This is a genomic window from Ideonella sp. BN130291, from assembly GCF_036231905.1.
GTDB lineage: Bacteria > Pseudomonadota > Gammaproteobacteria > Burkholderiales > Burkholderiaceae_C > CAMLIZ01.
This window is the reverse complement of record NZ_JAZARE010000001.1, coordinates 418,557-431,923: the sequence shown is the minus strand read 5'-3', so window position 1 is coordinate 431,923 and position 13,367 is coordinate 418,557. Positions and strand designations below refer to the sequence as shown.

The following is a 13,367-nucleotide window of genomic DNA, read 5'->3' as shown; positions in this document are numbered from 1 at the left end:
GTGGGGGGTTCGCGCAGGGGTGCTGGTCATTACACTCGCCGCCTTTGTTGTGGTCATGAGCGCATTCCGAGCGGCCTTGCGATGTTGTCTTTTCAAGCTCACGTCATCGCCCCGCGCACACTGCGTTTGTTGCCCTTGGTCACAGCCTTCTCCGTGCTGACAGGGTGCGCTGCAACCAAGGTCGCCGACGAGACACTGGGCGACCTCACCAAGAGCCTGCTCGAATCCACTGGCTTGAAAAAGCCCGAGGCCCCCAAGCTGCCTGAGGTGCCGCAGGCGGAGGCGTTGAGGCTGCCGCGCAAGGTGGCCCTGCGGGTGCACGCGGGCCAGGAGCTGAACCACGACGCGGCCCACAAGCCGCTGTCGCTGGTGCTGCGGATCTACAAGCTCAAGAGCACGGCGGCCTTTTTGCAGGCGCCCTACGAGGCCTTTGCCAGCCCGGGCCGCGAGAAGGAGGTCCTGGGTGATGACGTGCTCGACATGCGCGAGGTCACGCTGGTGCCTGGGCAGCGCTACGAAGCCGAAGAAAAAGTGCCGCGCGATGCGGTGGCAGTGGGCGTGGTGGCGTTGTTCAATGCGCCGTCGCCACAGCGCTGGAAGTACGTGTTCGATGCCGGTGCTGCTGAAAAAAGCGGTCTGGTGCTGGGAGCGCATGGCTGCGCGCTGACTGTCGCGCAAGGCGCGCCGGTGGGCACGCAGCTGGACGCACAACGATTGGGAGGCACGCGCTGCGGAGAGACCTGAACGGCAGCGTGTGCGGACGAGGAGAGTGAAGTGATGCAGTCATCCAAGGTGCTGTGGGGCGAAGGCTTGTTCCTGCGGCCGCAGCACTTCCAGCGCCAGGACGCGTACCACGAGTGGCGCCTGGTGGAAATGTCCCGCGCGCTGCATCCCTATGCCTGGGGCGTGCGCTCGCTCAAGGTGGCCACCGATGCGCTGCAAACCGGCGTGCTGCGGCTCAACGAGCTGCAGGTGGTGCTGCCCGACGGCGAGATCTACAACGCGCCGCAGGAAGACGAGCTGCCCGCGCCGGTGTCCTTGTCCTCGCTTCCGCCCAACACCACCAGCGTGGTGTTCTACCTCGCGATGCCGCCGTTGCGCAGCGTGGGTTCCAACTTCAGTGCACCCGGCGAAGCCGGTGCAAGCAGCGGCGTGCGCTTCGTGCAGCACAACGAACAAGCGCCCGACTGGTTCACGGGCGCTGTGGAAGCCGAGGTGAGCACGCTGCGCAAACATGCCCGCCTGCTGGCGGACACCGAGCCGCGCGACCACCTGGTGAACCTGCCGCTGCTGCGCCTGCGCCGCACCTCCACCGGCGATTTCGAGCTCGACCCGCGCTTCGTGCCGCCCTCGCTGTCGATCGCTTCGTCACCGGTGCTGCATGCGGCACTGCGCCGCCTGCTCGATGTGCTGCAGGCCAAGGTGGACGCGCTCTACGGCTTCCATCGTGAGCCGTCGAAGAACGTGATCGAGTTCCGCTCCGGCGACGTGGCCTCGTTCTGGCTGCTGCACACCGCCAGCGCAGCCTTCGCCGGCCTGTCGCACTACCTGCAGAACCCCAAGCTGCATCCGGAGCGGCTGTTCGAGCGTCTGCTGGAGCTGGCCGGTGCGCTGATGACCTTTTCGCGCAGCTTCACGCTGGCTGACCTGCCGGCCTACCAGCATGAGAATCCGGGGCCGTCGTTCGCCAAGCTCGACCATATCGTGCGCGAGCTGCTGGAGGCGGTGATCTCCACCCGCTGCTTCTCCATCGCGCTGCAGGAGGCCAAGCCGTCGTTCCACCAGGGCCGGCTCGATTCCGAGAAGATCACGGCCAGCACCGCGCTGTACCTCGGCGTGGCGGGCACGATGCCGCCCAACGAGCTGGTGGAAGCGGTGCCCCTGCGCTTCAAACTCGGTGCGCCGGACGACGTGGAAAAGCTGGTGCTGTCGGCCATGCCGGGCGTGCGCCTCACGCATGCGCCACAGGTGCCGGCGGCGATCCCGGTACGGCCCGGCCACTTCTACTTCCTGCTCGAGCCGCGCGGTGCGCTGTACGAACGCATGCTGCAGGCGCAGTCCATCTCCCTCTACGTCCCCAGCGGCTCGGGCTTCCAGCTCGAGCTGGTGGCCGTGACGCAATAGCGTGTCCACCATGGCCCCTGCTTCCAGCAACCCGCCTTCTCTTTTTGGTGCCAGCGGTCCGGGCACCGCGCCGCAGCCGCGCAGCGGCGTGCTCATCGCCGATGCGCATTCGCTGCTGGACCTGATGTACGACGGCTTCTACATGCTGTTCCTGCTGAAGAACCGGCATGCGCCGCTGGGCTTCGAGGACTTTCGCCAGCGCCTGCGCGACTTCCTGACGCAGTTCGAGCGTGGCACGCGCAAGCTCGATTGCAGCGCCGAGGACATCTACAACGCCAAGTACGCGTTCTGCGCGCTGGTCGATGAAACGGTGCTGATGTCGCAGTTCAAGATCCGCGACGAGTGGCAGCTGCGGCCGCTGCAGCTCGAATACTTCGGCGACCAGCTGGCCGGCGAGACCTTCTTCGAGAAGCTGGAAGAGCTGCGCCGCCAGGGCGCTGCCAAGCTGCAGGTGCTGGAGGTGTTCCACATGTGCCTGCTGCTGGGTTTCCAGGGCAAGTACCTGCTGGAAGGCACGGAGAAGCTTAACTACCTCACCGTGCGCCTGGGCGACGAGATCGCCCACCTGCGGGGCACACGCCCGGGCTTTGCACCGCACGGGCTGCTGCCCGACCGGGTGGCCCACACCTTGCGCAACGACGTGCCGCTGTGGGTGGTGGTGTCGGTGTTTGCACTGGGCGGGCTGCTGGCCTTCATCGGGCTGCGTGCGCACCTTGCGCGCAGCACCGGGGAGCAACTGGCGGCGTATTCGCAGCTGGTGAAGCTCGCCCCGCGTGCGGCCAACGTGACGATCACGCTGCCGTGATGCGCAACGCGCAACGCGCAGCGCCTGGTGCGCCGCTTCAGCGCTGGGCCGGCTCGGCCGTGGCGCTGGGGGCTGCCTTGCCCTTGGCTACCGCGTTCTTGCCGCGCACATGGGCGACCATGGCTTCCAGCAGGTCCACATCCGCGTCCTTGCCGGCGGGCGGCGCCTTGGCCGGCTCGTTGGCGGGTGACTTCTTCTTGGGCGGCTTCGTGGACTTGGCCGAGGCGGTGTGCACGTCGCCGTGCCGCGCCGCGGGCTTCACGGGCTTGGCCGCACGCGTCGGCGTGGCAACGGCCGGTGGGGTGACTGCGCTGGCCGCCGGTTCGGCAGCGGCCAGTGCGGCCAGCGGGGAGGCGGGTGCCGAGGCGATGCGTTCGGCCGGAGACGCGGCGGCAACCACCACCGCGGACGCTGCCGCTGCGGGTGCCGGGAGGTTCTCGATCAATGCCGCGCTTGCGGCGAGCGGCACGGCGGCGGCCACCTTCACGGCGCTGGGCGACGATGCTGCGGCGGATGCAGCGGTGGCGGCCGGCGTGGCCGCCACCACCGGGGCGTCCGCCTGCGAGTTGGGCGCGTATTGCCATGCCGCCATGGCGACGCCCGCGATCGCCAGCACGCCCAACGACACCGGCAGCCACCTGTTCGATCGCACTGCCGGGCGGCCGGGAGCCTGCAGCGCGGACAGGATCTTCAGCTCGTCGCCCTTCGTGGCGGCCGCATTTCCGGAGCCGAGCAGCGAGGGGCGCGCCGCAGGCGGACGTCGATTCTCTTGCGGCGCATCCACATCCCTCTCCTCGTGTTTTGGCGTGGGGCGCGATTGTAGGGATGCGGTGCCGGTTGCCAACCACCTGTTTGAAGCCTTCTGCAACTGGCCGGCGATGAGGGCGCTGCCATGAACCTTGGCCTGGTGCTCGTCGCCTACCTGTTGCTGTTCACTGCAGCTGTAGCCTTGCTAGTGCTGCCGGCGTGGCGGCGCGGCGTGTTGGGCTGGACGCAGCGCCAGGTGAGCGGCTGCTGGCAGGCGGCATGCGATGCGGGCGGCGTGCTGGGCGCCGCAGCCACCGGCCTGCAAGGTCTCCTGCGACGCATGGCGCATTCGCTGGCGAAGTGGGGCACGCGCGAATGGGCCATCGCGGGCGCGCTGCTTACCGCGTTGGCGGCCCCTTCGATCCTGGCGCTGTGGCTGGGCACGGACCGCTGGCTGCAAGGCTATGACGAGGCCACGCAGCGCCGCATCGACCCGCACATCGCCACCTTGCTGCAAGGTGAGCAACTGGTGCCGCCGTCCCCATTGCCGCCGGAGGTGTTCAGCACCCGCGAGGTGGAGGCAGAACGTCCGCTGCTGGCCAGCGCCAGCCGCGAATGGTCCGCGCTGGATGCCGACTTCCGCCAGCGCCTGCTGCTGGTGTTCAAGCTGATGCGTGAAAAACACGGCTACGAGCTGGCCCTGCTGGAGGGCTATCGCAGCCCTGAGCGACAGGAGCTGCTGCGCAGCCGCGGCGCCCATGTCACGCAGGCGGGCGCCTTCCAGAGCTACCACCAGTTCGGCCTGGCGGCCGACTGCGCCTTCTACCGCGACGGCAAGCTGGTGATCAGCGAAAAGGACCCGTGGGCCAAGCGCGGTTATGAGCTGATGGGCGAAGTGGCGGAATCGGTGGGGCTGGGCTGGGGTGGGCGCTGGACGTCCATTGTGGACCTGGGCCACCTGGAGCTGCGCCGCCCCGGCGTCATCGGCCGCGCCACGGCGCCGGCGAACTGAAACACCCGAAGAGGAGGAACACATCATGGGACGACCTTTCATCGTGCTGGGCGACAAGACGGATCACGGCGGCGAAGTCGTCGAAGCCGCGGCCACCACCGACACCGGTGGCAAGCGCATTGCGCGTGTGGGTGACAAGGTCACCTGCCCCAAACGCAATCATGGTCCGACCGTGATCGTGAGTGGCGATCCCACGATGCTGATCGATGGCAAGCCGGCGGCGCGCCATGGTGACAAGACGGCCTGCGGTGCGACGCTGATCGCCACCCAGTCCGTCAGCACCGATATCTGACGCCAGGCGCCACACGATGCTGAAGCTGGTCCGCCTGCTGTTCCTGGCGCTGTTGGCCACGGCGCTGGTGTGGGCCATCGTCGTCTGGCAGTGGCAGACCAGCCGCCGCGCGATCGACACGCAGGACATCCTGCTGTACCTGGTGCTGCTGCCGCTGCTGGTGGTGGGTGGTGCGCTTGCCCTGCGCTGGGCCTGGCGTCGCGCTGCGCTGGCGCAGGCCGCGCGCGCGAGCGCTGCTGCATCGGCGGCCGCGCCAGCGGCTGCTGCACCGGTGGCAGAGCGGCAGCTCACGATGCAAGTGCTGGCGCAGGGCATTGCAATGCCGGGGGCCGGCGACACAGACTCCGCCCTGGAGCTGATCAACGAACCCCCGCCGGTGCAACTAGATCCGCTCTTCCGCGACGGTGATGGACTGGGCGTGTTCTCGCGGCGCTGCACCGGCATCGAGGGTGAGGCACCGGCGCGTGCGGTTCAACTCGCCGAGCAGGCCATCGCGCCGGTGTTGCAGTGGTTGCACCAGGCCGCGCCACCCGTCGAACCGCCAGCGCCCGAAGAGGCCGAAGCCCAGCATCCCACGCTGGTGACGCGGCGCCGGGCAGCGCCTGTTGCCAAACCCTCGCTGCACCTGCTGTGGGGCGTGGACGAACGCCATGATGCGCAGGCGCGCGCGGCGATCGCCCAGCAGGCCGGCACACTGCTCGGGCAATGGGCGGCCCAACTGCCGGCCTTCGACTGGCAGCTGGAGGTGAGCGCCGTGCGCAGCGGCGTGGCCTTGCTGTTGCAAGCCGAGCGCCGCCTGGTGATGAGCCACCGCGACGGGCGGGACGACCGCCTGCTGGTGCTGGCCGCCGAATCCCTGGTGGACGAGGCGCTGGTCGATCGGCTGGACGCCGCCGGCCAGCTCTTCACCGCGCAGCGGCCCAGTGGCGTGATGCCCGGCGAAGCGGCTGCCGCGCTGTTGCTGGCGCCGCCCGCGCGCGACACCAGCACGCCCGCCGCGGACGGCGGCGCGCCGGCGGTGCAGCTGCATCGTCTGTCGGCGCAGCGCCGCGACAAGTCGGCCGATGCGCCGGGCCACCTGGCCGCCACCGAGCTCACCGAGGCGGTGCGCCAGGCCATCGAGGTGTCGCAGGTGCCCGTGGAGCAGCTGTCGCGCGCGGTGAGCGACACCGACCTGCAACGCTCACGCACCAGCGAGTTTTTCGACGCCCTGCAACAGGTGGCGCCTCGACTCGGCCAGATGGAGCTATGCCGCTGCGCCGGCGCCGCCACCGGCAGTGTGGGCATCGCGGCCGCACCGTTGGCGCTGGCCCTGGCGGCAGCGCAGGTGCAACGCGGGCAGGCGCCGACCTTGATGCTCAGCCACGCCGACCCTTTCGACCGACTGGCCGTGGTGCTCAGCGCTCCTGCCAACCCCACTGCCTGACCCGCATGTTCCGATCCACCCGCGGCCTGCCGCACCCAAGCTGTACCCCGAGATCATGAGTCGATTCTGGAGCCTTCTCACCGACGTCCGCGTGCTGTGCGTGCTCGGTTTCCTGGCCCTCGCTGCCTTCCTGTTCATCGGGGCCGACACGCTGAGCATCGCGCTGGTGTGGGCGGGTGTGGCGCTGGGCGTGGCGCTGCTGCTGTGGTTCGTGGTGTGGGCCGTCAAGCGTTATCGCGCCCGCAAGGCCGCGCAAGGCCTGGAGCAGGCGCTGGAGCAGCAGGGCGAGCGCGCCGCCAAGAACGCACCCAGTGCTGCGAAGGCCGATGTGCAGGCCCTGCGCACGCGCATGAGCGCCGCGGTGAAGACGATCAAGACCTCGCGCCTGGGCCAGCTCTCCGGCTCGGCCGCGCTGTACGAGCTGCCCTGGTACATGGTGATCGGCAACCCGGCCGCCGGCAAGAGCACGGCGGTGGTGCGCTCGGGACTGAAGTTCCCCTTTGCCGAGCAGACCGACAACATCATCCAGGGCATCGGCGGCACCCGCAATTGCGACTGGTTCTTCACCAGCGAAGGCATCCTGCTGGACACCGCCGGCCGCTATGCGGTGCATGAGGAAGACCGTGAGGAATGGCGCGGCTTCCTGTCGCTGCTGAAGAAGCACCGGCCGAAGGCGCCGATCAACGGCATCCTCATCGCGGCCAGCGTGGCCGACGTCGTGGGCAGCCGGCCCGACTTTGCGATCACCCTGGCCAAGCAGCTGCGCCAGCGCGTGCAGGAACTCACCGAGCAACTGGAAGTGTTTGCGCCGGTGTACATCATGTTCACCAAGGCCGACCTGATCGCCGGCTTTGCCGAATTCTTCGAGGACCGCGACCCGTCCGAGCGCGACCGGGTGTGGGGCGCCACCTTGCCCTACCAGGCCGATGGCCGCATCGACGCCATCGCGCAGTTCGACACGCGCTTCGACGAGCTGTTCGCCGGCCTGAAGGACATGTCAGTCACGCGCATGTCCATGCACCGCGGCGAAGGCCTGCCACCCGGCGTGCTCACCTTCCCGCTGGAGTTCGCTGCGCTCAAGCCCGCGCTGCGCTCCTTCATCGGCACCCTGTTCGAGGACAACCCCTACCAGTACCGGCCGATCTTCCGCGGTTTCTACTTCACCAGCTCGGTGCAGGAAGGCTCCTCCAACAGCCGCGCCAGCGAGCGCATCGCGCAGCAGTTCGCGCTGGACCTGAAGCCCCGCACCACCGCGGCGGTGTATTCGCAGAACGGCTTCTTCCTGAAGGACCTGTTCCAGAAGGTGATCTTCGCGGACCGCCACCTGGTGCGCCAGCATGCCAGCCGCACCAAGCTGCGCCTGCGCTACGGCGTGTTTGCCGCCTCGGTGGTGGCGCTCGGCGTGGTGCTGGGCGGCTGGGCCTGGTCGTATGCCGGCAACCGGCAGCTGCTGGCCAATGTGGACGCCGACGTGGCCAAGGCGGCCAAGCTGCAGAAGGAACGCACCGACCTGCAGTCACGCATCGAGGCGCTGGAGATCCTGCAGGACCGCATCGAGCAGCTTCACGCCTGGCGCGACAGCCGGCCGCTGGGCGTGAGCCTGGGGCTCTATCAAGGCGACGCGGTGGAGCGCAAGCTGCGCGACGAATACTTTGCCGGCGTGCGAGAGGTGATGCTGGGCCCGGTGGCCGAGAGCATCGAGGCCTACCTCACCGAGGTGAACACGCATGCCGACCAGCTGCAGCCAGTGAGCCGCACGCCCGCCTCCGGTGCCCCCAACGTGCAGGCGGTGCGGGTGAGCGCACCCGGCAGCTACCAGGCTGCCTCCACCGAAAGCGTGGAAGACGCCTACAACGCGCTCAAGACCTACCTGATGCTGGGGGACCGTGCCCGCATGGAGCAGGGCCATCTCGCCGACCAGATCACCCGCTTCTGGCGCGGCTGGCTGGAGGCCAACCGCGGCACCATGCCGCGCGAACAGCTGATCCGCAGCGCCGAGCGCATGCTGAGCTTCGTGCTCGCGCAGACCGCCGATCCCACTTTCCCGCAGCTGAAGAACAACATCACGCTGGTGGACACCACGCGGGAGAACCTGCGCCGCGTGGTGCGTGGCATGCCGGCGCGCGAGCGGGTGTACAGCGAGATCAAGTCGCGGGCCTCGACCCGCTTCGCGCCGATGACGGTGGCCCGCATCGTCGGCGAGCAGGACCGTGAGGTGGTGGCCGGCTCCTATTCGATCAACGGTGCCTTCACCCGCGATGCCTGGGACAAGTACATCGAAGCCGCGTTCAAGGAGGCCGCCAGCAAGGACCTGCAGAGCACCGACTGGGTGTTGAAGACCGCGGCGCACGATGACCTCACCCTCGAAGGCAGCCCGGAGCAGATCCAGAAGGCCCTGGTGCAGATGTACAAGACCGAGTACGTGGCCGAGTGGCAGAAGTTCCTGCGTGGCATCACGGTCAACGAGTTCGGCGGTTTCGACAACGCGGTGGCACGCATGAACCGCCTGGGCGACCCCACCGGGTCACCCGTCTACAAGGTGCTGGACACGCTGTACAACGAAACCTCCTGGGACAACCCCTCGCTGCTGAACGAGCGCCTGAAGGACACCCAGCGCGGCTTCACCCAGTGGTTCAAGCAGGTGATCCTGCGCCAGGCGCCTTCGCGCGTGGAGGTCGACCTGAAGGTGGGCGGCCCGCAGGCGGAGATCCCGATGGGGCCGATCGGCAAGGAGTTCGCCGGCGTGATGCGCCTGATGAATTCGCGCAGCGACGGGGCTTCGCTCTCCAAGACTTACCTCGAGCACCTGTCGAAGATCCGCACCAAGTTCAACCAGATCAAGAACCAGGGTGACCCCGGTCCGGCTGCGCGCACGCTGATGGCGCAGACGCTGGACGGCAGCGGCTCGGACCTGTCGGAAGCGCTGCGCTTCGTGGACGAGCAGATGCTTGTGGGCATGAGCGACAGCGCCAAGGCCGCGCTGCGGCCGCTGCTGGTGCGCCCGCTGATGCAGGCCTTTGCCACCCTGGTGCCCTCGGCCGAAGCCGAGGTGAACCGGCTGTGGACGGCACAGATCTACGAACCCTTCCAGCGCAGCCTGGCGCCCAAGTACCCCTTCGACACCGGCTCGCGGGTGGAGGCGGCACCGGCGGAGATCGCCAAGATGTTCGGCCCCGACGGTGCGATCGCCAAGTTCCAGGGCGAGGCGCTGGGCACGCTGGTGCTGCGCCGGGGTGACGAGATCACGCCGCGCCAATGGGCCGAGATGGGCTTGCGGCTGAACAGCGAGTTCACCTCGCAGTTCACGCATTGGGTGGCACCGCTCAACGGAGCCGGCGGCTCGGCTGCCAGCGGCGGGGGCGCCGCCGAGACCCAGACGCGCTTCCAGATCCAGCCCATGCCGATCTCGGGCCTGTCCGAGTACACGCTGGAGATCGACGGCCAGCAGCTGCGCTACCGCAACAGCGCGCCGGCCTGGAGCGACTTCGTCTGGCCCGGCCCCAAGCCGGGTGGCGGTGTGCGCATCACCGGCGTGGCCTTCGATGGCCGCACCATCGAGTTCCTCAACGAGCCGGGCGGTTTCGGCCTGGAGCGCATGGTGGCGATGGCGCAGCGCAAGCGCCTGGAGCCCTCGCTGTTCGAACTCACCTGGCCGAAGGACAAGCTCGCCGTCACCGTGAAGCTGCGCATCGTGAGCACGCCGGGGCAGGTGACCTCATCAGGCGCATCGGCCGAGTCGGCCTCGGGCGCCAACAGCCTGCGCGGCATGAAGCTGCCCGCCACCGTGACGCAGGCCATCGCGCCCGCGCCGGCGGCCAGTGCGCCGCCTGCCGCGCCCGCGCGGCCGGCCAGCGGCGTGGTGGTGGCGCAGGGAGCTGCGCGATGAGCCGCAGTGCCTCACCGGTGACCTTGGCCTACTTTGGCAAGTTGCCCGCGCGTGGCGACTTCGTGCGCAGCGTGGGCCAGGCACCGCTCACCCAGACGCTGGACCGCTGGCTCACGCAGGGCATGGAGCTGATGGCCGCGGACACGCGCTGGAAGCTCAATTACGACCAGGTGCCGCCGGCGCATTTCGCCTTCCTGGGCACACAGGGCCGCGTGGCACTCGCCGGCCACCTGACCGCCAGCGCCGATGCCTCCGGCCGGCGCTTCCCGTTCGTGATGGCCGGCATGTTTGACGTGCCGGCCGCGTCGCAGGCGTTCCTGGCGTGTTCACCCACTGCGCTGGCGCGTTTGTGGACCAAGCTGGAGAGCCTGTCGCGCCAGGCTTGCGGCTCGGGCGCCGAGCTGGGGCCGGTGCTGGCTGAAGTGGCCGGCACCACGGTGGAGGTGGAGGTGGAGCCCCAGGCCTATGCGGCCAACTTCGCCGACTTCCTGGGCATCCACACGCTGGGCGGGCTGGAAGCGCAGCTGCGGCAGGCGGGCCACACCTTGTCGCTGCGGCAGACCCTGCTGGCCATCGGCCTGTTGTTGCAGCCTGTGGTCACCCAGGGTGTCACGCAACTGGAGCGCGGGCTCCTGTTGCCCGCGCCACAGGATCCGCTGTACCGGCCGCTGGTGTGCTCGCTCTGGCTGGCGCTGATCACGCCTTTTTTGTGCCGGCATGACTTCGAGCTGGCCGTGTTCCTGCGGGCGAAGCCGGTGCAGCAGCTGATCGTTGGCTTCAACGGCGCCTCCGCCCGCACCCTACGGGCCCTGATGGACCCCGGCTTCGCACAGGAAGACCTGATCGCCGTGAGCGATGCTGAGTGGGTGGAGGACATGGTCGACCAGTCCTATGGCTTGCGCAAGCTTTCCAGCCATCTGCAGCAGCCGGAGCTGCCGTTGCAGACGGCGTTCGACAGTTTCATCGAAGCGTTCCTGGGGCAATGACGATGACGATCGGTTCTTCATTCCTCCGCGCGGTGGCAGCGGCCGCGCTGGCAGCCAGCGCAGCGTCCGCCGGGGCGCAAGCCTCTGCGCCGGCCGCCAGCGCCCGCATCGCCGCCGCACCCGCCACGCCGAATGCGGTGGTGGTGGCCGGCACCGTGCCGGACGAAGCGACGCGCCAGGCGATCCTGCAACGCACCCGCGAGGTGTACGGCGCCGACCGCGTGGTGGACCAGCTCGCCATCGGCCCGGTGGTGGCCCCGCCCAACTGGAGCGGCTATGTACAGCGCCTGATCGGCCCGGGGCTCAAGCAGGTGAGCCGCGGCCAGCTGGCCGTGAACGGCAACACGGTGGACCTGAAAGGGGAAGTGGGCAACGAAGCGCTGCGCCAGCAGGTGGTGAGCGACATGTCGACGCAACTCAACCCCACCTACACCGTGCGCAACGGGCTGCGCGTGGCGTCCAACGAACAAGGTGTGATCGACAACGCGCTGGCCAACCGCATCGTCGAATTCGAGTCGGGCAGCGCCACGCTCACACCGCGCGGCGTGGCGGTGCTGGACGAAGTATTGAACGCGATGAAGACGCTGCCGCCCGGCCGCAAGGTGCAGGTGATCGGCCACACCGACAACCTGGGCAGCCGCGACGCCAACATCGCGCTGGCCGCGGCGCGCGCCGACAGCGTGAAGGCCTACCTGGTGGCCAAGGCGATGCCGGCCGACATGATCGAGCCGTCAGGCGCGGGGCCGGACCGGCCGGTGGCCAGCAACGCCACGCCCGATGGGCGGGCGCGCAACCGGCGCATCGAGTTCCGGGTGTCGCAGTAGCGCGTCTGCGGAAGTGGCTGTCGTGCCGCGTCAGCCCGCCGGATCAGCCGGCGGCTTCATGCCCAGCAGCTCTTCCAGGTGACCCAGGCTGCTGGGGTCCTTGATCACTTCGCGCAGCCACTGCTCCAGCGGCATCTCGCCCCAGCGCGCGGCCTTGTCGGCCAGCAGTGCGACGGGGCTGTGCGGCTCGGTACGGCGGAAGAAGTCGGCCACCACGCGCAGCTGGCGCAAGGCCTGGGCGCGGTCGGTCGGCTCGCCGGACGCTGAAAAGGTGCCGGTCGGACGCGCCGCACCCGAAGAAGGGTCGCCCGATGCGCTTTGTGCCTCGTCGGCGGCGCTATCGCTGCGTGCCTCGGTGATCACGCCGGCGTCACGGGCGAGCTTTTCGACCGCGTGATACGCGTCGTCCAGCGCCTGGCGGGCGTGCACGAAGCTCGGCCCCTCGTCGCCCAGGCGCGGATCCATCAGCGCCTGCAGTACCTGCAGCTGCGTGCGGGCAACCGCCATCGCCGCCACGTTGGCACGGAGAAAGGCCGCAGGCGTGTCGCTGCGTGCGCGCTGCACCTGGGCCAGCGTGACCTTGCCTTCGCCGAGCGCCGCTGCGTGGTCAGGGTCGCGCTCGATCGCCATCTGCAACTGCCGCGCCTCGTCCATCTGTGCCAGCGTGAAGCGCCCGCTGGGCGCGGAGGTCACCGGCAGGCTGCGCGCCAGCCGCTGCAACTGCGCCAGCAGCCAGCGGATCGAGCCCGCGCGCTGCTCCATGTCGCCGCCATCGGGCAGCGGGTGCAGGCCATCCCAGAAGGCTTCGCACACCTGCACACAATCCTCCAGCCCCTGCGCCAGGCCGGGGTAGCCCTTCACCTGTGCCAGCGCCTCCACCCGCCAGACCAGCAGCCGCAGGTCCTTGGTGCGGTCCTTCAGCAAGGCGTCGCACTGCGCCACCACGGCAGGCCAGTCGGCGGACTTCAGTGCCGTGACCCACTCGCCTTGGTCGAGCGTGGGATCGTCGGCGCGGCGGAGCTCCTGGATGTGGTCGAACTCGGGGGAGAAGGAGAGGTCGTCGCCGCAGGGGGCGGCGGAGGACAGGGGAGAGAGCAGTGCAGACATGTTGACCGGCAGATGCGGAGGGGCGTTGTGGCAGCGGGCGTATTGTCACTGTGACGGAGGTGAAGGGCCGACGTACTCCACATAGAGTGCGACGCCTTCGGGAACCGCTACCGCAAACGCGCGCTTGGGGTGGCCGCGCACGATGCTTGTAACGTCGT

Annotated in this window: 11 protein-coding genes; 9 read left to right on the top strand and 2 right to left on the bottom strand. The window is 69.0% G+C overall.

All coding sequences use genetic code 11. The features are described 5' to 3' along the window. Positions 1 to 129 precede the first annotated feature (129 nt). Genes tssJ through icmH form a run of 3 tightly spaced genes read left to right on the top strand, consistent with a single transcriptional unit; the run spans position 130 to position 2,929 of the window. Positions 130 to 744 (top strand): type VI secretion system lipoprotein TssJ, encoded by a 615-nt coding sequence (gene tssJ, locus VPH43_RS02010; RefSeq protein ID WP_328575972.1) that lies wholly within the window; start codon positions 130 to 132, stop codon positions 742 to 744. A gap of 30 nt (positions 745 to 774) precedes the next feature. Continuing rightward, positions 775 to 2,124 carry a type VI secretion system baseplate subunit TssK gene (gene tssK / locus VPH43_RS02005; protein ID WP_328575971.1) on the top strand — a complete coding sequence of 450 codons (1,350 nt, stop codon included), beginning with the start codon at positions 775 to 777 and terminating at the stop codon, positions 2,122 to 2,124. Positions 2,125 to 2,134: 10 nt separating this feature from the next. Next, positions 2,135 to 2,929, top strand: a complete 795-nt coding sequence (icmH, locus tag VPH43_RS02000) for a type IVB secretion system protein IcmH/DotU (RefSeq protein WP_328575970.1) — start codon at positions 2,135 to 2,137, stop codon at positions 2,927 to 2,929. 37 nt (positions 2,930 to 2,966) lie between these two features. On the opposite strand, the gene VPH43_RS01995 is transcribed toward icmH, so the two are convergent. Then, positions 2,967 to 3,713: a hypothetical protein gene (locus VPH43_RS01995; protein WP_328575969.1), complete on the bottom strand. Its 747-nt coding sequence runs from the start codon at positions 3,711 to 3,713 to the stop codon at positions 2,967 to 2,969. A 108-nt stretch (positions 3,714 to 3,821) separates the two neighbouring features. Here VPH43_RS01995 and VPH43_RS01990 point away from each other — a divergent pair, with 108 nt between their 5' ends. Genes VPH43_RS01990 through VPH43_RS01965 form a run of 6 tightly spaced genes read left to right on the top strand, consistent with a single transcriptional unit; the run spans position 3,822 to position 12,102 of the window. Beyond that, the gene (locus tag VPH43_RS01990; protein ID WP_328575968.1) at positions 3,822 to 4,688 is read left to right on the top strand and encodes a M15 family metallopeptidase; all 867 of its coding nucleotides are present in this window, start codon (positions 3,822 to 3,824) and stop codon (positions 4,686 to 4,688) included. 25 nt (positions 4,689 to 4,713) lie between these two features. Then, entirely contained in the window at positions 4,714 to 4,980 is a 267-nt protein-coding gene (locus VPH43_RS01985; RefSeq protein ID WP_328575967.1) for a PAAR domain-containing protein, read from the top strand. 16 nt (positions 4,981 to 4,996) lie between these two features. Beyond that, entirely contained in the window at positions 4,997 to 6,406 is a 1,410-nt protein-coding gene (locus VPH43_RS01980; RefSeq protein WP_328575966.1) for a hypothetical protein, read from the top strand. A 55-nt stretch (positions 6,407 to 6,461) separates the two neighbouring features. Then, positions 6,462 to 10,292 carry a type VI secretion system membrane subunit TssM gene (tssM, locus tag VPH43_RS01975; protein ID WP_328575965.1) on the top strand — a complete coding sequence of 1,277 codons (3,831 nt, stop codon included), beginning with the start codon at positions 6,462 to 6,464 and terminating at the stop codon, positions 10,290 to 10,292. Beyond that, positions 10,289 to 11,278, top strand: coding sequence for a type VI secretion system-associated protein TagF (tagF, locus tag VPH43_RS01970; RefSeq protein WP_328575964.1), 990 nt, complete (start codon positions 10,289 to 10,291; stop codon positions 11,276 to 11,278). The genes tssM and tagF overlap by 4 nt, the downstream gene beginning before the upstream one ends. After that, positions 11,275 to 12,102: an OmpA family protein gene (locus VPH43_RS01965; protein ID WP_328575963.1), complete on the top strand. Its 828-nt coding sequence runs from the start codon at positions 11,275 to 11,277 to the stop codon at positions 12,100 to 12,102. Before tagF ends, VPH43_RS01965 begins: the two co-directional genes overlap by 4 nt. A 30-nt stretch (positions 12,103 to 12,132) precedes the next feature. Here the strand turns inward: VPH43_RS01965 and tssA are convergent, their stop codons facing one another. Then, positions 12,133 to 13,209, bottom strand: coding sequence for a type VI secretion system protein TssA (tssA, locus tag VPH43_RS01960; RefSeq protein ID WP_328575962.1), 1,077 nt, complete (start codon positions 13,207 to 13,209; stop codon positions 12,133 to 12,135). Between the last annotated feature and the right edge of the window lie 158 nt (positions 13,210 to 13,367).